Here is a 17,198-nt window from a genome sequence, read left to right as displayed (position 1 = left end):
TTCAGCTTTCTAAATGAACTTTTAAAAAAATTTAATTTTTTTGTTTATTCTACTTCACATAAACTCACTAGAATTGATCCAGCTAGTTCTTTTTCCTCCCATTAATACTAGACAACTCATTTATCACTCTGATAATTTTTATAAAAAATCGCTTACAAAATCAATTAACTAATCAATGGGAGATAATACTTTTGCCAAAATTCTTCGGTGACGACCTTCTCCCCGTCTTCAACTAAAAATTCACCCTTCATCGGTTCCACGATGCGTTCATCCGGAACGTGGTAAAGACGACGCTGACCTTTGATGGAAAAAGGATGGATGCAGCGTACATTTTTAAAGATCCAAGCGTAAGAGCCTTCCCCTAACTGCTCCACATCAACCAAGTCCACAATACAAACCGCATGCCCCGAAATGCAGCCGGGGGTTTTGATTGCCGTTGAGCAAATTAGTAATGGCCCACGATAATGCGTAGTCCATGAACGATATTCCTTTGTTTTCTTTCCCGCAAGAATTTCCATAACTGGCTCGGGATGAATAGAGATAGCTTTCAAGAAACTTGCCTCCCTTTGCTTATTTATTATTATTTTATCACTTATTTCTCTCGATGATAATATATATATCGCTTACATTTGTGAAAAAACTAAATAATAATATTGATTTATCTTAATTTACTAACTTGATGCCGCGATAATTTTTTCAAATAGCGGTGGCCAAGTCGATTCGAAAACGATAATTTTAGTTTCAATATTTTGATTTTCTGGGCGATTGGCCACACGATACAAGATCTCTGCCGCTTCCTTTTTGGGATAATTGTAGATTCCTGTACTTAATACTGGCAAAGCTAGCGTTTGAACAGCCTGTTGATGCGCCAAATGAAAAATTGCTTCATAGGCAGACTGCAACTGCTCCGCTTCATGCTGCTTCCCGTCACGATAACGGGGACCAACTGCGTGGATAACATAATCAGCCGCCAAATCAAAAGCAGGTGTAATGACCGCAGTACCAGTCGGTGTCCCACCAATCGCCGCCATCGCTTTTTTTAGCGCCGGACCGGCCACTCGATTAAGCGCCCCATCGACACCACCGCCTGGGATCAAGGCTGTATTAGCCGCGTTTACGATCGCATCCACCGAAAAGGGCAAGCGAGAGATATTTCCTAAGATGACTTCAATCATAGTAAAACTCCTTTCAATTGCTTTTTATCTAGTCTATCAAGATTTTTTTTAATCCTATTATATAAAAAACCGCAGCCAATTACTTGGGTGCGGGGCAGCCGTTACATTAGCTCAGCTTGTTGTTTCTTTGTTAATTTTTGATAGACTAGCCGGTAAGAAATTTCAATCAATTGTTCGATTGCTTGATCGTTTAATTCCTCGCTGACTAGCTTAATCGAATTCCAGTGATTCTTATTCGTATAATAGCCTGGAATCACAATTCCCTGATACATTTCTCGTAGTTCTTCGTTTTTTGCCGGCAGATTTTTCAAGGTGATGATTGTTTCTTCATTTGCTTGATCGCTCATCATCCCAAACATTTTTCCTTGCAGATCAAAATAAAAGACTTGCCAATCCTGCCGAAAATAAACCTTCGCGCCTTTCAATGTCTGACCAAACGTTTTAAAGCGCTCCATCCTTTGCTGGATCATTCTATTTTCCATCGCGTATTCCTTTCTCTGTTTCATCCTTTATCGTATCATTTTTTTATTGAGGTTGAGTTATAAAAATCACAGCCCAGCAGATACCAAACATTTTCTGGTACCTTTCTAGGCTGTGATTTCTTTGATTGCAACACGTATCCCTTAGACGATCGACATGCCGCCGTCGATTACAATAAACTGTCCATTCGTATAACTTGACGCGTCACTTGAAAAATAAAGGATCGTTCCATTCAACTCACCGCGTTTTCCTGGACGACTCATCGGATTCAAACCTTGGTATAGATTTAAAAAGTCTTCCGACTTGAAGAGAGTATCTTCGGTCATCTCAGATTCGAATAACCCTGGCCCAATCGCATTCGTAGTGATGTTGTATTTTCCGTAGCTGGCCGCCATACCTTTTGTTAGCCCTAGCACGGCTGCTTTACTAGCATTGTAAGAATGACGAATAAACACATCTTCTTTATCCGCCATCACCGCGTTGATCGATGCCACATTGACGATTCGGCCATAGTGATTGTCCATCATATGCTTCACTACATATTTACTAACAAGGAAAATCCCTTTGACATTCACATCCATCGACTTATCAAAATCTTCTACCGTCAAAGAATCGACCCCGCCTCTGACAGCAATCCCCGCGTTGTTCAACAAGATATCCAAGTGGCCAAAATGATCATAAGCTTGTTGGATGCCGGCTTTTACATTTTCCTCATCGGTGACATCCATTTTAATCGCCAACACATCGCGACCGATCTTTTTGATCTCCGCCGCGACTTCTTCCAACCGTTCCAACCTTCTCGCCAATAAAACCACATCTGCCCCAGCTTCCGCATACGCGATAGCCGCATCTCGCCCTAAACCACTGCTGGCTCCTGTAACAACCGCAACTTTTCCTGTTAGTTCAAACATTTATCCGATTCCTCCTTTTTTGTTAGCGTATTCATTTGCTTGTGTTAACCGTACCGAAAAGCAGTTGGCCCTGTCAATAGTTTTTAAGAAAAAGAGCGTGAGATCGCTAATCACGATCAAAAAAGTTCTTTTTCTCAAAGTGAGAAAAAGAACTTTTAACCAAGCTTATTGAAAGCAATCTAAGATCGTTCGCACTTCCGCGGTTGATTTCGTATCCATCAGGCTGACACGCAAATCATTCGCACCAGGGAAGCCTTTCACGTAAATCTTAAAGAAGCGATGCAAGCCGACGATTGAACGAGGAACTTGTTCAGCGAATTGGTCTTGCAAATCCAGTTGTAACCGTAACAAATCCATCATTTCTTTTGGTGTATGTTCCTTCGCTTCTTTTTCAAAAGCATAAGGATTCTTGAAAATACCACGACCGATCATGATACCATCCACACCATATTTTTCCACCAATTCTAATCCCATCTGACGGTCCAAAATATCACCGTTGATGGTGATCAAGGTTTGCGGCGCGATTTCATCTCGCAATTTGACGATTTCAGGAATCAAATCCCAATGAGCATCGACTTTGCTCATTTCTTTTCTCGTCCGCATATGGACCGACAGATTCGCGATATCTTGTTTTAGCAAATGACTGATCCATGCTTCAAGCTCGTCTTTTTCCGTAAAGCCGATACGGGTCTTGACGCTAACCGGCAATCCACCTGCCTTCGCCGCTTCGATCAACTCCGCTGCTACCTCTGGCCGTAAGATCAGACCGCTTCCTTTGCCTCGCTCGGCGACATTGGGGACCGGACAGCCCATATTTAGATCGATTCCTTTAAAGCCCATCTCAGCTAACGCAATGCTCATCTCCCGGAAAAATTCCGGCTTATCTCCCCAAATATGCGCCACCATCGGTTGCTCATCTTCCGTAAACATCAAGCGACCACGTACGCTTTCAATACCATCAGGGTGACAAAAACTATCTGAATTCGTAAATTCTGTAAAAAAGACGTCCGGTGCTCCGGCTGCTTTGACTACATGCCGAAAAACGACATCCGTCACATCCTCCATCGGTGCCAAAATAAAAAAGGGCTTTGGCAATTCTGCCCAAAAATTGGTTTTCATGCTATGTACTTCCTCCTATCGCGCACAGACGCGATTTTCAAAACAGGATCATTATACTAAGGATCGGCTGAAGAATCAAAGAGGGTGTTTGACTGCTTGCTTTCAGATTGAAAAAGATGCGATTCAGTTAGTAAATTAGGCATTCAATTAGTTCCTACATCTTACTAAACGGCCCAAAAAATCGTAGCTTCCTCATCAAACAGAAGAAATTTTTGTGCGCATACGATTGGACTAGACTGGTTGTATCATTAATTGGTCGTAAACCTTTATCTTATTCCTAATCCTTTTATACTGCGAAAAAACGACTCGTAGCTATCTCATTTAAAAGAAGAATTTTTTCCAAGACCGAAAAATTTCTCTATTTTCNGCTTTCAGATTGAAAAAGATGCGATTCAGTTAGTAAATTAGGCATTCAATTAGTTCCTACATCTTACTAAACGGCCCAAAAAATCGTAGCTTCCTCATCAAACAGAAGAAATTTTTGTGCGCATACGATTGGACTAGACTGGTTGTATCATTAATTGGTCGTAAACCTTTATCTTATTCCTAATCCTTTTATACTGCGAAAAAACGACTCGTAGCTATCTCATTTAAAAGAAGAATTTTTTCCAAGACCGAAAAATTTCTTTATTTTCGTGCGCATACGATTGGACTAGACTGGTTGTATCGTTAATTAGTCGTAAACCTTTATCTTATTCCTAATCCTTTTATACTGCGAAAAATCGACTCGCAGCTATCTCATTTAAAAGAAGAATTTTTTCCAAGACCGAAAAATTTCTTTATTTTCGTGCGCATACGATCGGACTATACTGGTTGTATCATTAATTATTCGTAACCATTTATCTTATTCCTAATCCTTTTATACTGCGAAAAGTCCGACTCGCAAAAAAGCCCTGAATGCGGCGAACGGCATTCAGGGCGATCTGGATTTCTTACATCATAGAACGATACAACTTAATGATTTCTTCTAATGAGGCGTCTCTTGGATTTCCTGGGGTACAAACATCACGATAAGCATCTTCCGCGATTTTCGGAATATCCGCTTCTTTCACGCCCAGCTCTTTCAAGCTTTGTGGAATCCCTACATCGATCCCTAATTGTTTGACTGCTTGGACCGCCGCGTCGCGAACGTCAGCCAGCGCCATTTCTTCCGCACCTTCGATTCCCATTTTCACCGCAATATCGCGATATTTTTCACCGGTATTTTCTTTATTGAAATCCATGATCAATGGCAGCAAGGTCGCACAGGCCACTCCGTGAGGGGTGTTATACCAAGCGCTCAACGGATGCGCCATGCCGTGAACCAAGCCTAAGCCGACATTTGAAAAGCCCATCCCCGCGATGTATTGGCCTAAAGCCATCGCCTCGCGTGCTTCCTGTTTGCCAGCAACGGAATCCCGCAATGAACGGGCGATGATTTCGATGGCCTTGATGTGGACCATATCAGTCATTTCCCAAGCGCCTTTTGTAATATAGCCTTCGATTGCATGAGTCAACGCATCCATCCCGGTTGAAGCACATAGTCCTTTGGGCATGCCCATCATCATGTCACTGTCAATAAAAGCTACGACTGGAATATCGTGAGGGTCCACACAAACAAATTTGCGATGATTCATTTCATCCGTGATGACATAATTGATCGTCACCTCCGCCGCTGTTCCAGAGGTTGTTGGTACTGCCAAAATCGGCAAACAAGGCTTCTTCGTCGCTGCTGTGCCTTCTAAGCTCAATACGTCAGCGAATTCTGGATTTTCAATAATGATCCCGATCGCTTTAGCCGTATCGATCGGCGAGCCGCCGCCGATAGCGATAATGTAATCAGCTTCCGCTTTTTTACAGGCCGCGACGCCGTTTTGAACATCTTTGATCGTCGGATTCGGTACGATACCGTCATAAATTTCGTAAGCTAAGCCTGCTTCATCTAATAATTTCGTTACACGAGTCGCTACTTCAAATTTGATCAAATCCTTATCTGTTACAACTAATGCCTTTTTGAAGCCTCGCTTTTTCGCTTCGTTCGAGATTTCATTTATCGCGCCTTTTCCAAAGTAAGATGTTTCATTTAAAATCATACGGTTGACTGTCATTTTTTATTTGCTCCTTTTGTATTATTTTTCACAAATTTTGATAAAACGTTAGAGCTTTCCGTTGAAGAAAAACTCTAACTCTTCCTGTTTATTATAATTCAAACACGTGGACCAAGTCTTCTGAGATAGGAGAATTGTCTGGATTGGTTTCCATGATGTCCTTCATGTGTTCCCACCATTTTTGATTGATGGCTGTTTTAGGAACCGCCTGCCATTTTTCCTCGTCTTCAATCTCAAGGTAGCCAAATAAATAATTGGTCTCGCGATCTAAAAAGATAGAATAAGATTGGGCCCCATGCTTCTTCAACATTTCACGCATCTCCGGCCACAGCTCTTTATGGCGTTTTTCATATTCTGCTTCTTGCCCGGGATACAGCTTCATGCGAACGGCTTGTTTGATCATCGCTTATTTTCGCTCCTCTTAAAAGAATTCTGGATTTGGTTTTACGCCGAATTGTTCTGCCAGTGCTTTGAAGTTTTCATCAGAAATGGTCTGACGAATGCCGCCTTGCGCACAAACGTAAGTATAAATCTCCGCCGCTTTTTCAGCCGTTTCGATTAAGCCGAATGTTTCATCCATTGTTTTCCCCGCACCGTAAATACCGTGGTACGACCATAAAATCAAACGGCTTTCTTTCATTTTTTCAGCTGTCGCTTCTCCGATTTCATTCGAGCCAGGGATCAGCCAAGGCAATACTTGAACGCCTTCGGGGAAAACAACGAGACATTCGGTGCACATTTCCCATAAGGTACGAGTGATCGCTTTTGAAGTTAATTCATGGCTGAAGGTCATCGCCAATAAATGACTGGCGTGACAATGCATAACGACACGATTTTCTGGATCAACTTCCAAACGAGCAATATGACTCATTAAATGGGCCGGCAGTTCACTAGTTGGAACACCGCCATCGGTGTAGCCCCATAAAAGATCGACGCTTTGACCATCAGCCGCTACTCGAATCACTCCTAAGTTCATCGCCGGATCAGTCACCACATTTTTAAAATATTTGCCTGAGCCAGTCACGATAAAATATTTTCCTTTAAGCGGAGTGCCGTCAAAATCCATTGGAATGTTCCGCAAGACGTTGTTAATATCTAAATAATTCGCTACCTCCTCTTCATCAAGCAGATAGGTAATGTTGCCGCCGTTGCGTTCATCCCAGCCTAAGCGATAAAGATTGCTGGTCACTTCTACCATTTCTTTGACGAATGGTGCATCTAAAATGTTGTTCTTTTCCACGTTGGTTCCCTCCAAAATTCTTTCCAAAACTTGCCCTTACTGTCTTTTAACGTTGGCTCAATACATCTTTTTCGTATTGACGTACTTCAGTCAACCAATCCAAGCCGACTGGCACATTGTTCTTGTAGCAGAAGTAATTCCACACATCGCTATACGGGAAGTCCTTCAGCTCTTCTGTGTAGACCATCCGAGAAGTGAAATCGAAATCTAATTCCATATCCTTCAATTTTTCGATCGGCTCTAGCATTGCTTTTAGCAACGCTTTTTGCGTATTACGAGTACCCACGACCCAGGCCGCCACACGATTGATCGTCGCGTCGAAGAAGTCCAAACCGATATTGGTTTTGTCCAGCAGGTCATTGCGCACGATCTCTTTGCCGATTTCTTGCAGTTCATCATCCATTAAAACGACATGGTCAGAATCCCAACGAACCGGACGAGAGACATGCAGCATGATTCCTTTACTGAACAACGCCAACGAAGAAAGCTTGTTTGAAATAAATTCAGTCGGATGGAAATGACCCGCGTCTAAGCAGATCAATTTGTCCCGCGTCAAGCCGTACCCCATGTAAAACTCATGCGAACCAACCGTGTAAGCCTCCGCACCTAAACCGAACAGCTTGCTCTCCACCGCATCCTGCGTATAGCGTTCGTCGATTTCTTCGCTAAAAATCTCATCCAATGATTCCATCAAGCGTTTTCTAGGAGAATACCGATCGATCGGATTGTCTTTCATCCCGTCAGGCATCCAGAAATTATCAATACAGGTCTGCCCCAATTCTTTCCCGAAATACTCAGCGATCTTACGGCTACGTTTTCCATGTTCGATCCAAAAATCCCGCACTTCTTTGTCTGGGTGAGCCAAGGTGTAGCCATCTTTCATCATCGGATGCGAGAAGAAAGTTGGATTGAAATCTAGTCCTAATTCTTTTTCCTTCGCCCAATCTACCCATTTACTAAAGTGCTTCGGCTCGATTTCATTCAAATCCACCGCTTCATCTGTATCTAAATAAATCGCGTGTAAATTCAATTTGTGTTTTCCGGGAATCAATGAGTAGGCCTTATTCAAATCTTCTCTCAATTCATCCGGTGTACGAGCAGCGCCGGGGTAGTTCCCGGTTGCCATGATCCCACCGGTTAATTCACCATCTGGATTTAAAAAGCCGTTCACGTCGTCGCCTTGCCAGCAGTGCATGGAGATTTTGATCTCCTGTAATTTTTCTAAGGCTTTTTCCGTGTCTACTCCGATTGCTTCGTAGCGTTTTTTTGCTGCTTCATAGCGTTCTTCGATTTCATTCATTTTTTGATTTCTCCTTTATTGTGTCACTAATTTATTCGTTAACGTCTGATATTTTAGTAAAGCCGCGGGAATTTCTTTCGAAAAATGCGGCATGTATTGTTTTAATTCAAAGGATTGCTTGATGCTTTCCCGTCCTTCCGCCAAGGTTCCGAATCCTTGGGTAGCCACCATCTGAACTAACAGATTGCCGATTGCAGTCGCTTCATCCGGTCCCGCTAAGACCTCGATTCCACAAGTATTCGCGGTTAGTTGATTCAAGAAGGTATTATTTGAACCGCCCCCCACGATATGCAATACACGAATATCCTTGCCGGTGATTTTCTTTAATTTTTGTAATTCAATGGCGTAGCACAATGCCAAGCTATCATAGATACAACGAGCCAATTCCCCCGCTGTCTCCGGAATCGGCTGCTCCGTTTCTCGACAAAACTCCTGTACCGCTTCGATCATGTTCTTAGGATTTAGAAAACGCGGATCATTGACGTCAATCAATGATTGAAAGGCCGGTTCCTGACTCGCCAGTTCCGCTAATTCAGGATAGCTATAACAGTAATCTTGCATACGGGCGACTTCTTGGATCAGCCACATCCCCATGATATTTTTCAAAAAGCGGATGGTTCCTTGAACGCCCCATTCATTCGTAAAATTCGCGTCGAAAGCCTCCGGTGTTGAAATCCCTTCTTCCAACTCAACGCCCATCAATGACCAAGTTCCTGAACTGATGTAGGCCCAGTTTTCCCCTTGACCCGGCGTAGCCGCAACTGCAGAAGCTGTATCGTGAGAGGCAATCGTAATCACTGTCACATCTGGCAGATCGTAGGCTGGAAAGTCAGCTTTTTTCAATGCGCCTAAGATCGTTCCCGGTTCCGTTAATTTTGGAAACAACTCTTTTTGAATGCCTAAAACTGTTAATAAATCTTCGTCCAACTTGCGAGTCGCTAAATTTAATAGCTGCATCGTGGAAGCGTTGGTTTTTTCCAAGGCCATTTTTCCTGTTAGTAAATAACCTAGATAATCAGGCATCAATAATAATTTATCGGCAACATCCAATGAATCTTCTTTAAAAAGCTGGAAGATCGTATTAAAGGATTGCAGTTGAATCCCGGTTTTTCGATAAAGCTCTGCTAATGAAAAGTGCTTTTCAAATTCTTCGATCGCTTTTTCGGTCCGACAGTCGCGATAGCTGATTGGCGGATTGACTGCCTGCTGGTCTTTATCCAATAAACAGTAATCCACGCCCCACGTATCGATCCCTAAAAAACACTCGTTGATGCCTGCTCTTTTGACTTTTTCCAAGCCAATCAACATGTTTTCTAATAAGAAGCCGGTATTCCAACGATCAGCTCCTTCGTATTCAGAAAAACCATTTTTAAAACGATGAACCTCTTCTAAGGTAAAACGACCGTTTTCTGGTTGCGAAAGCATCAAACGTCCGCTAGACGCCCCGATATCCACCGCCACATAAGTATTCACCATAATTAACCCCCCTTAAATCGATTCTTCTGTTTCCGCTGCAATGTGTGCTTTTTCAAATGAACGTTCACGAATATACATCCCGCTCGCGCCCAAGGCAAAGTATAAAACCGTCAAGATCATCGAGATTAATCGGAACTGCTCATTGGCAATCGAGCCTCTTATCGTCGCCACCGTGATTAAGAGAATGATTGCTAACATTCCAAATGAAGCCGCTTGTAGTCCGCGAGACAAGCCTGGAACCTTTGCTTCACGATTATCTACAACATCCTTTTCTTCTTCATTCATTAATTCATGTAAGGCCGCTTGAATCTTTTCCTCTTCTTGAACTTCCGCGCTGTAGTCTGCCTTCGCTCCCATGCGTAAAGCTAAGAAAGCATAAGAAGCCATCGCCAACAAATAAGTCGGTAAGAATAAGAAATATGAATGGATAACGCCAGTCAGAGTCATCACCACTACGAACGCTAATGAGATCAACCAAGCCGCAAGCGCCGCTTTATTGACCTTTTCTTTACGATGCATTGACCAGTATCTTGTACCGCCTAATTTCGGTAATAGCCAATGCTCAGTGATCGCGATGGCACCGATGGATGGAACGACTAACACAATAATATTTACGATCGTCATGACGTTTGCCGTGATTGGGAAGCACGCCGCTAAGGTCATGACAATCCCAACAAAGTAGGTCAGTTTCTTCAAATCAATATTGAAAATAGTTTGAAAAGCTAACCCGGCACGATAAATACTTGGATTTGCTGTCGTCCAGCCGGCGAAGATAACTGCCAACAAGCCCATGCCGCCGACGACCGCATTGGTTACGGCACCTGAATCAAGTACCAATAATGACTGGCCTAGCATGACTGCCGCCGCCGCACCCATGATCCCGGCGCAACCCCAAGCAAAGAAATGACCAATGTACATACCGACTGCCGAAACATAGCCGTAAGTCGATTTCCGCGCGAAACGGAAAAGCGACATATCATTTAAACCACCGTGGTACGCTAGGTTACACATCCAAGCAAAAGCGATGACATGAGGCAAGCCAAGCTGCGGGCTTCCTGGTAACGGTGTGCCCGTCCAAACCGTTGAGTTCATCAGTTCCATAAATCCGCCGAATGAAGTAATCCCACTCACGCCAGCCGATTCCAATAAAGTAGGTAATGAAAGCAGTGCGCCTACGAAGAAAACTAAAACCATCCACGGGGCACTGACAGAAGCAAATTTTGCTACCGCGTCAAAACCATTGGCGGCAACGATCGTAACAATAATTCCTAAAGCGATTACAATAACAATAAAAGTCACGCTGGTGGGATACCACTGAGTTTGCAGCGGAACATTGAATATTTCACGGACTGCCGATGCTGAGACTGTCAACATTGAAGCTGCCATTGCAATAGAAGCTAAACCCCAAATAAAGTTGTAAATTTTTTGCATATAAGGACCTAATACTTTGTTCAAATAAGAGTAGAGAGTCAAGCGCGTGTCTACAGCGATCGGCGCACAGATCAAAGCGTAGGTCAACGTCGCTAATAAATTCCCAATCAATAGTCCAATAAAAATATTCGTCGCACTAACGCCCCAAGTAACTAAGGTGGCTCCAATAACAAACTCCGTCGCTGCAATATGCTCTCCGCCGTACAATCCAAAGAAATTTCCTAAACCTGACAAACGCTTTGTAGAGATTGGCCGATCTTCTACAGAGATTTGTTTTGCTAAAGCACGATAGTTTTTCTCCATGATAGTCTCCCCTATAAATGTTTTTGGTCGTTCGCTGCAACTTACAGGCTAAGAATACGATGATACCGTTTACAGAACAATGACAAATTGTTATACTTTTTGTATCAAAAATACAGATTGGAGTTTTATGAAAACTATTGAAGAGTTGTTTTTACCGATCGACGCGTTGGAACAGGAACAGAGAAGAACCGGAGAAATGATTGAAGAATTCGAGGAGGAGAGAGGTTATTTTGCTCACAAATTTTTAAAAATCAAGAATGAATTATTCTCAGAAAATAAAACGATCATTATTAGGAAACACCGCAGGTTCGCACATTACCCACTCCACTCACATCAATTCATGGAATTTAATTACATGCTTAAAGGCCGTTCTAAACAAATCGTTAATGGCGAGGAAGTTATTTTAGAAGAAAAACAAGTGCTGCTATTAGATAGTAATTCTCAGCATGAATTATATCCATTAGGGGAAAATGATTTATTAATCAATTTTTTATTTAAAACTTCTGATATCAATCTTTCAGCTTTTAAACGGATCGATAGCGAGCATATCGGCTTGACCTACGACTTTTTGATGAACACCGTTTTATCCAAAGATTATTACGAAAACCATCTACTGTTGGACCTTAAAGACAATCAAGAGATCCAAGATACCTTTGAGCAAATGATTCGCGAATTCTATTTTGATAAACGACTATGCAACGAAGTCCTCAACGCTTTTTCCCAAGTGCTCTTTTTGCAGCTTTCTCGCGTCTATCACGCACAGCTCTCTCATATCTACGGTACTAACTCCAGCACGAGCAACGTCCTGCTCATCCTGCGGCGGATTGAAGAAAACGCCAAAGATATTTCTTTGCAGGAATTAGCTGCTGAGCTGGGCTATAATCGAAATTATTTATCGAATCTGATCAAAAAAGAGACTGGAAAAAACTTTAAACAGCTAGTGATCGAGCAACGCCTTCACGAAGCGCACCATTTGCTTTTAACAACCAATATTTCGATTGACACTATCTGCGAATATGTCGGCTTCACCAATCGAACACAGTTTTACAAAAAATTCAACGAACTGTTCAACGCCTCACCGCAAAACGTGCGCTCCATGCGCTAGAGGTTTTAGGAGTGGAAAAAAGCCACTCCTTTTTTTATTCTAATGATCACGGCAGTTTCGGAATAATCCAGCGATTGATCAGCAAAAAAAGACTGCCATAAAGAGAACCTACGCTTGTCACCACCAAGATCCAAATAAGCCTTGGCGCAAATGACGCTGTTTGGAGGCTCGCCGTCAGTAATGCCAGCACAAAGCTTCCTAATAAGAAAAAAAGGAAATTTTTGAAAAAGGTCGGCTGTCGTTTGATCCTTCGAGCCAAAAATCGTAGCTGTCTATCTTGTAAAACAGTGAGGACGAGTAATAACGGCAGCAACCATAAAAATCCTATCGGCGGTGGAAAATCAGCGCCCCATAAAAAAATCAGCAACCAGCCAATCAGAAAGAAACTTCCTTCGTAATAGCGCAAGCGTTTCAAATTCACTGTTAATCCCCTCACTTCTCTAATTCTGCTTATCTTACCATAAGAAAAAACTCCCGCAATTGCGGAAGTTTATTTTAAAATATCGATCAATTCTTTTTTAGCTGCCGCTGAGGCTGGCAAATAACTGAAGCCTACACCAATAATGACCGACGTTCCAATTGAAATAAGAACGGTCATTAAATCTGGTCGAACAGAAAACGGCAATGCTAAGGACGCACCAAAAGCAATTAGAATTCCTAACACATAGCCAATCACACCGCCACTTAAGGTCAAGACGATGCCTTCAAACAGAAATTGACGTTTGATGGAACGGGCGTTGGCTCCCAATGCTCGCCGAATCCCGATTTCTCTAGTTCGTTCCGAGACAGAGATGTACATCATATTCATTACACCGACACCTGCGATAAATAATGAGATCGCCGCAACAGCTCCAATAAAGAAGGTCATCTGATCCAGCATTGAACCAAGTTGCTTAATTTCTGCCGATGGATCATAGTCTTGGTATTCCCCTTGGAGGCGGCTTTCGCCATTGACATTCAGCTGTTTCAAGACCTTATCCATCGCGACATGTTGATCCGCTTGTGGATTGAATTTGATTGCTAACACGGAGTGATCTTCTTTAGATCCTAAATAGCGGGTGTACGTCTTTTTCGGAAAAAAGGCTAGCGGATCATAATTTTGCGGACTGATCTCGCCGGAAGTATTCTCTGCGATGCCGACAATTGTAAAGACCTGCCCTTTCAGATCAAAAGCTTTATTCAATGCGTTTTCTTTTGATCCAAACAGTTGTTTCGCTACCACTTCATCCAGTACGACTACTTTATTCAAGCCGTCACTATCCGCAGGCGTCAGCTGCCGTCCCGCTAACATCGTCAAACTAGTTTCTTTCGTAGGCTCGACCACCATATTTAACTTTGTATTTTTGTCATAAAAATCAACGGTCGGATTGCTATCCTTTTTTGAGGCCTTATAATAGCTGACTTCTTTGACCTCCGGGATATTGGCAGCCATGTTTTTATCCGTCTGAGAAATCCCGGAATCTTCCTTGACCATGTTCTCAAAATCGTTGTATTTGATATTGATATATTTCGTTTGACCGGTTTGATCGGTGCCAGTCGAATCCGCCAAAATATTCCGTTTGAAACCATTTCCCAAAGCCACAATCGTGATTACTGCAGCGATTCCGATAATGATCCCAAACATCGTTAAGAAGCTGCGACGCTTATTTTTGAAAATCGAACGAAAGGCCGTTCGCCAAAGAATATAATTTCTCATACGTACAGCTCCTCCTCACGAACTTTTCCATCTCTGATTTTTAACAAACGGTCACAATAAACCACCGTCTCTGGGTCGTGAGTCACTAAGATGATCGTGACCCCTTCATTATTCAACTGCTTAAACAGCTGCATGATTTCCTCAGTAGTCTGAGTATCTAAAGCCCCCGTCGGCTCATCGGCAATAATAAAGCTCGGCTGATTGATCAACGCCCGCGCGATCACTACCCGTTGCTGCTGGCCACCAGACAATTGTTTAGGTAGCTGATTTAATTTATCTGCCAATCCAACTCTAGCCAATGCCTGCTTAACTTTTTTCTGTGTCTCATTATGTTTGGCGCCGCCATATAAAAGCGGTAGTTCAACATTTTCTGCGACCGTCAAATTTTCAATCAGACTAAAATTTTGAAAAACAAAGCCCACCGACTGATTGCGAATCTCCGATAATTCCTCGTCCTTAAAATCCGCAATCTCCCGACCTTTGAAATAGTAATGACCATTGAAGGTCCGATCAATAAAACCCAAAAGATTGATTAACGTGGACTTGCCTGATCCCGAAGGCCCCATGATGGCGACGAACTCCCCAGTCTCAATTGAAAAATTAATATCATCCAATACATTCAAAGGGGTTCCGCCAGCATCATAAGCTTTATAAATATGCTCTAGCTTAATCATTGTCGCTCACCTGAACCTCCGTACCATCGGCGATATCACCATCTGGGTTTTCGATGATTCGATCATTCGCCTTCAACCCAGATTGAACTACTTTCCGACCGCCTGCTTCCTGAGTTTGGATCTCGGCTTGTTTGGCTTTGCCATCAACATATTTATAGACATATTGCTTGTTGCCTTTTTGTTTAACTGCTGCATCTGGTAATAACAATTGATTTTGCTTTAAGGTGATGATCGTCGATAGATCGTCTGACCAAGGAAAATCACCTTCTACAATAAATTCATAAGCAGCCACATTGTTGCTGTCAGAATTCGCTGCGATCGCCGTAGCTGCAACGCTTTTGATCTTCCCTTCGGCTTTCCGATTATCGCCTACTGTCGCTACTTGGACGACTTGTCCCGGCACTAATTTATCTAGATCATATTCCGTCACGATCCCTTTAATTTGCTTGCTCTTACTAGAAACCGTAATGACAGGTACCTCAGGGGACGCTTCACCTTTTTCATCCACTGCGGCGATCCCATCCATCTCCGCACTGATCGTTGCGGAAGCTTGTTGTTGTTGTCCCGCTAAGACATCCTTCGCTGATTGAATATCTTCATAGGCTCCCTGAACCGCAAAACGTGATTGACTCAACTGATCGGTTGCCGTTTGTAATTCTACTTGCTGTTGTTTCAACTGTTCATTCAACGCGGCCTTTTCTTCTTGGTCCTTGGCCTGAGCAATTTTTTGCTGCGTTGCATTGACTTGATTGGTCGCTGTTTGAACTTGACGTTCCCCAGCGGCTACATTCGCTTCCGCTTGAGAAGCATCCAACGAACTTTTATTCACCGCATGCTGCTGTGTGACCATTTCATTTTCAGCTGTCGCATTTTGATATTCTAATAAAGGTGTCCCAACAGAAACTTCTTGACCATTCGCTACTGGTACATTTTTAATCGTACCCTTTGTCGTATCTAAAAAGTAAAGTTGCTTTTTGACGGGCTCTACTTTGCCTTTCAATTGTAAAGCGTCCGCCGTCTTCACCGTATAAAGACTGTATTGTGGCTCCTGATGTGCCGATTGAACAGCAAAAACACCCCCGCCTGCTACTGCTAACCCAACAACTCCGGCAATAATAAACTTTGTCTTCTTTTTCATCTTCATCCTCCAACTATTTTTTCTAAGCCTAGTCTACCTGGATAACTTCTTCCCTAACATCGAATCATCTTAATAACAACTAACAAAAAAGTAATATCTGTTTCTATTCCAAAACCTCTCGATACATCAAATGTATTAAGTATCCTAATAACTATTATATTGACTGATCTAAATCTTCTTGAAAAAGTAATTTAGATTCACTGCTAATTTAAGCTAAATTACGTTTACACCACCATTTTTGAATTAAGTTAATCAAAAAAAAGAGAACCACGATTCCTAAAACGATAAAAAGAGGACGATACTGACGACCCATCTGAGCTCTTTTATCTTGTGTATTAACTTTTTCTTGTTTTTTTTGATAAGGAATTCGTTCTCCACGTACTAACAATCGATGAGTATTTTCTCCCAACGGCGTACATGTTAACAGTGTTACATAATCTTTGCCTGGAACAATTTGTATTTGTCTTGAATCATTAGGTAAAATCGTCACAATTTGATTGATCTTATAAGCTAATATGCCACTAGACTGATCGATAAAAAAATTGTCTCCTATTTTCAATTCCGGTAAGTCCGTAAACATTCGTGCCTTCTGCAACCCTCTATGAGCCGTAATGACACTATGCGTCCCCAAACCACCGACCGGTAAACTAGTTCCCGGAATTACCCCCGCACCTTTATCCAATTGATGTTTATTTGTACCAAAATAAATTGGTAATTCTACATCAATTTTGGGTATACGTATGGTTCCCACAATTTTTCCTAATAGACTTTCATATAAATCATACGCTCCATCATGCACATCAGAATGTGTTACGAATGGATCTGAAATTTCCGGTCGGGTTCTTTTGGCAACATCTTGATTATATTTTTTAATTTTCTTTTCACGTTCTATCTGTTGTCTTCCATTCTCAGAAACTTGTTTTCTAAAACTACTAACCACACGTTGTTGAGTATATCGCTCGTAAATATTGGCACCTAGAGGATAAAGAATTGCACCTGCTCCGATTAACATCATAAAAATCATTGACCATTGAACAATGGCTTTCTTTTTCCTCATCGATGA

General features: G+C 42.3%; 17 protein-coding genes. 1 reads left to right on the top strand and 16 read right to left on the bottom strand.

All coding sequences use genetic code 11. From position 1 onward, the window contains the following. Window positions 1-164: 164 nt before the first annotated feature. The 11 genes from RV00_RS10750 to RV00_RS10700 form a co-directional block, all read right to left on the bottom strand. Window positions 165-551, bottom strand: a complete 387-nt coding sequence (locus RV00_RS10750) for an ASCH domain-containing protein (protein WP_071862614.1) — start codon at window positions 549-551, stop codon at window positions 165-167. Between the two features lie 120 nt (window positions 552-671). Continuing rightward, a complete protein-coding gene (locus RV00_RS10745) occupies window positions 672-1,175 on the bottom strand; it encodes a macro domain-containing protein (protein WP_071862613.1) in 504 nt (167 codons plus the stop codon). A 101-nt stretch (window positions 1,176-1,276) separates the two neighbouring features. After that, window positions 1,277-1,657 (bottom strand): MmcQ/YjbR family DNA-binding protein, encoded by a 381-nt coding sequence (locus RV00_RS10740; RefSeq protein ID WP_071862612.1) that lies wholly within the window; start codon window positions 1,655-1,657, stop codon window positions 1,277-1,279. 141 nt (window positions 1,658-1,798) lie between these two features. Next, a complete protein-coding gene (locus RV00_RS10735) occupies window positions 1,799-2,566 on the bottom strand; it encodes an SDR family NAD(P)-dependent oxidoreductase (RefSeq protein ID WP_071862611.1) in 768 nt (255 codons plus the stop codon). 165 nt (window positions 2,567-2,731) lie between these two features. Then, window positions 2,732-3,685, bottom strand: a complete 954-nt coding sequence (locus RV00_RS10730; protein WP_071862610.1) for a tRNA dihydrouridine synthase — start codon at window positions 3,683-3,685, stop codon at window positions 2,732-2,734. A gap of 932 nt (window positions 3,686-4,617) precedes the next feature. Continuing rightward, window positions 4,618-5,772 carry a lactaldehyde reductase gene (gene fucO, locus RV00_RS10725; RefSeq protein WP_071862609.1) on the bottom strand — a complete coding sequence of 385 codons (1,155 nt, stop codon included), beginning with the start codon at window positions 5,770-5,772 and terminating at the stop codon, window positions 4,618-4,620. A 91-nt stretch (window positions 5,773-5,863) separates the two neighbouring features. After that, entirely contained in the window at window positions 5,864-6,175 is a 312-nt protein-coding gene (rhaM, locus tag RV00_RS10720) for an L-rhamnose mutarotase (protein WP_071862608.1), read from the bottom strand. An 18-nt stretch (window positions 6,176-6,193) separates the two neighbouring features. Then, window positions 6,194-7,012 (bottom strand): rhamnulose-1-phosphate aldolase, encoded by an 819-nt coding sequence (gene rhaD / locus RV00_RS10715; RefSeq protein ID WP_071862607.1) that lies wholly within the window; start codon window positions 7,010-7,012, stop codon window positions 6,194-6,196. A gap of 46 nt (window positions 7,013-7,058) precedes the next feature. Next, window positions 7,059-8,312 carry an L-rhamnose isomerase gene (gene rhaA, locus RV00_RS10710; RefSeq protein ID WP_071862606.1) on the bottom strand — a complete coding sequence of 418 codons (1,254 nt, stop codon included), beginning with the start codon at window positions 8,310-8,312 and terminating at the stop codon, window positions 7,059-7,061. Between the two features lie 15 nt (window positions 8,313-8,327). Then, window positions 8,328-9,788 carry a rhamnulokinase gene (gene rhaB / locus RV00_RS10705; protein WP_071862605.1) on the bottom strand — a complete coding sequence of 487 codons (1,461 nt, stop codon included), beginning with the start codon at window positions 9,786-9,788 and terminating at the stop codon, window positions 8,328-8,330. 12 nt (window positions 9,789-9,800) lie between these two features. Next, the gene (locus RV00_RS10700) at window positions 9,801-11,522 is read right to left on the bottom strand and encodes a purine-cytosine permease family protein (RefSeq protein WP_071862604.1); all 1,722 of its coding nucleotides are present in this window, start codon (window positions 11,520-11,522) and stop codon (window positions 9,801-9,803) included. 127 nt (window positions 11,523-11,649) lie between these two features. Here RV00_RS10700 and RV00_RS10695 point away from each other — a divergent pair, with 127 nt between their 5' ends. Next, window positions 11,650-12,627, top strand: coding sequence for an AraC family transcriptional regulator (locus tag RV00_RS10695; RefSeq protein WP_071862603.1), 978 nt, complete (start codon window positions 11,650-11,652; stop codon window positions 12,625-12,627). A 46-nt stretch (window positions 12,628-12,673) separates the two neighbouring features. Here RV00_RS10695 and RV00_RS10690 read toward each other — a convergent pair whose 3' ends face one another. The 5 genes from RV00_RS10690 to RV00_RS10670 all read right to left on the bottom strand — a co-directional run bounded on the left by RV00_RS10690 (window position 12,674) and on the right by RV00_RS10670 (window position 17,192). Then, window positions 12,674-13,048, bottom strand: a complete 375-nt coding sequence (locus RV00_RS10690; RefSeq protein WP_071862602.1) for a hypothetical protein — start codon at window positions 13,046-13,048, stop codon at window positions 12,674-12,676. A 69-nt stretch (window positions 13,049-13,117) separates the two neighbouring features. Further along, a complete protein-coding gene (locus tag RV00_RS10685; protein ID WP_071862601.1) occupies window positions 13,118-14,323 on the bottom strand; it encodes an ABC transporter permease in 1,206 nt (401 codons plus the stop codon). Continuing rightward, the gene (locus tag RV00_RS10680; RefSeq protein WP_071862600.1) at window positions 14,320-14,997 is read right to left on the bottom strand and encodes an ABC transporter ATP-binding protein; all 678 of its coding nucleotides are present in this window, start codon (window positions 14,995-14,997) and stop codon (window positions 14,320-14,322) included. The genes RV00_RS10685 and RV00_RS10680 overlap by 4 nt, the downstream gene beginning before the upstream one ends. Further along, complete coding sequence (locus RV00_RS10675) at window positions 14,990-16,135, bottom strand: efflux RND transporter periplasmic adaptor subunit (protein WP_071862599.1); 1,146 nt, start codon at window positions 16,133-16,135, stop codon at window positions 14,990-14,992. Before RV00_RS10675 ends, RV00_RS10680 begins: the two co-directional genes overlap by 8 nt. Before the next feature lie 208 nt (window positions 16,136-16,343). After that, window positions 16,344-17,192, bottom strand: a complete 849-nt coding sequence (locus RV00_RS10670) for a class C sortase (RefSeq protein WP_071862598.1) — start codon at window positions 17,190-17,192, stop codon at window positions 16,344-16,346. Between the last annotated feature and the right edge of the window lie 6 nt (window positions 17,193-17,198).

The organism is Enterococcus devriesei (assembly GCF_001885905.1).
GTDB lineage: Bacteria > Bacillota > Bacilli > Lactobacillales > Enterococcaceae > Enterococcus_A > Enterococcus_A devriesei.
Note: the sequence above shows the minus strand (reverse complement) of the source record. Positions and strands in the feature narration are given on the sequence as shown.

Bases quoted from the DNA above. Each gene is read 5' to 3' on its own strand.
- RV00_RS10745 (WP_071862613.1), bottom strand. From the start codon at position 1,175: ATGATTGAAGTCATCTTAGGAAATATCTCTCGCTTGCCCTTTTCGGTG.
- RV00_RS10740 (WP_071862612.1), bottom strand. From the start codon at position 1,657: ATGGAAAATAGAATGATCCAGCAAAGGATGGAGCGCTTTAAAACGTTT.
- RV00_RS10735 (WP_071862611.1), bottom strand. From the start codon at position 2,566: ATGTTTGAACTAACAGGAAAAGTTGCGGTTGTTACAGGAGCCAGCAGT.
- RV00_RS10730 (WP_071862610.1), bottom strand. From the start codon at position 3,685: ATGAAAACCAATTTTTGGGCAGAATTGCCAAAGCCCTTTTTTATTTTG.
- fucO (WP_071862609.1), bottom strand. From the start codon at position 5,772: ATGACAGTCAACCGTATGATTTTAAATGAAACATCTTACTTTGGAAAA.
- rhaM (WP_071862608.1), bottom strand. From the start codon at position 6,175: ATGATCAAACAAGCCGTTCGCATGAAGCTGTATCCCGGGCAAGAAGCA.
- rhaA (WP_071862606.1), bottom strand. From the start codon at position 8,312: ATGAATGAAATCGAAGAACGCTATGAAGCAGCAAAAAAACGCTACGAA.
- rhaB (WP_071862605.1), bottom strand. From the start codon at position 9,788: ATGGTGAATACTTATGTGGCGGTGGATATCGGGGCGTCTAGCGGACGT.
- RV00_RS10700 (WP_071862604.1), bottom strand. From the start codon at position 11,522: ATGGAGAAAAACTATCGTGCTTTAGCAAAACAAATCTCTGTAGAAGAT.
- RV00_RS10695 (WP_071862603.1), top strand. From the start codon at position 11,650: ATGAAAACTATTGAAGAGTTGTTTTTACCGATCGACGCGTTGGAACAG.
- RV00_RS10685 (WP_071862601.1), bottom strand. From the start codon at position 14,323: ATGAGAAATTATATTCTTTGGCGAACGGCCTTTCGTTCGATTTTCAAA.
- RV00_RS10680 (WP_071862600.1), bottom strand. From the start codon at position 14,997: ATGATTAAGCTAGAGCATATTTATAAAGCTTATGATGCTGGCGGAACC.
- RV00_RS10675 (WP_071862599.1), bottom strand. From the start codon at position 16,135: ATGAAAAAGAAGACAAAGTTTATTATTGCCGGAGTTGTTGGGTTAGCA.
- RV00_RS10670 (WP_071862598.1), bottom strand. From the start codon at position 17,192: ATGAGGAAAAAGAAAGCCATTGTTCAATGGTCAATGATTTTTATGATG.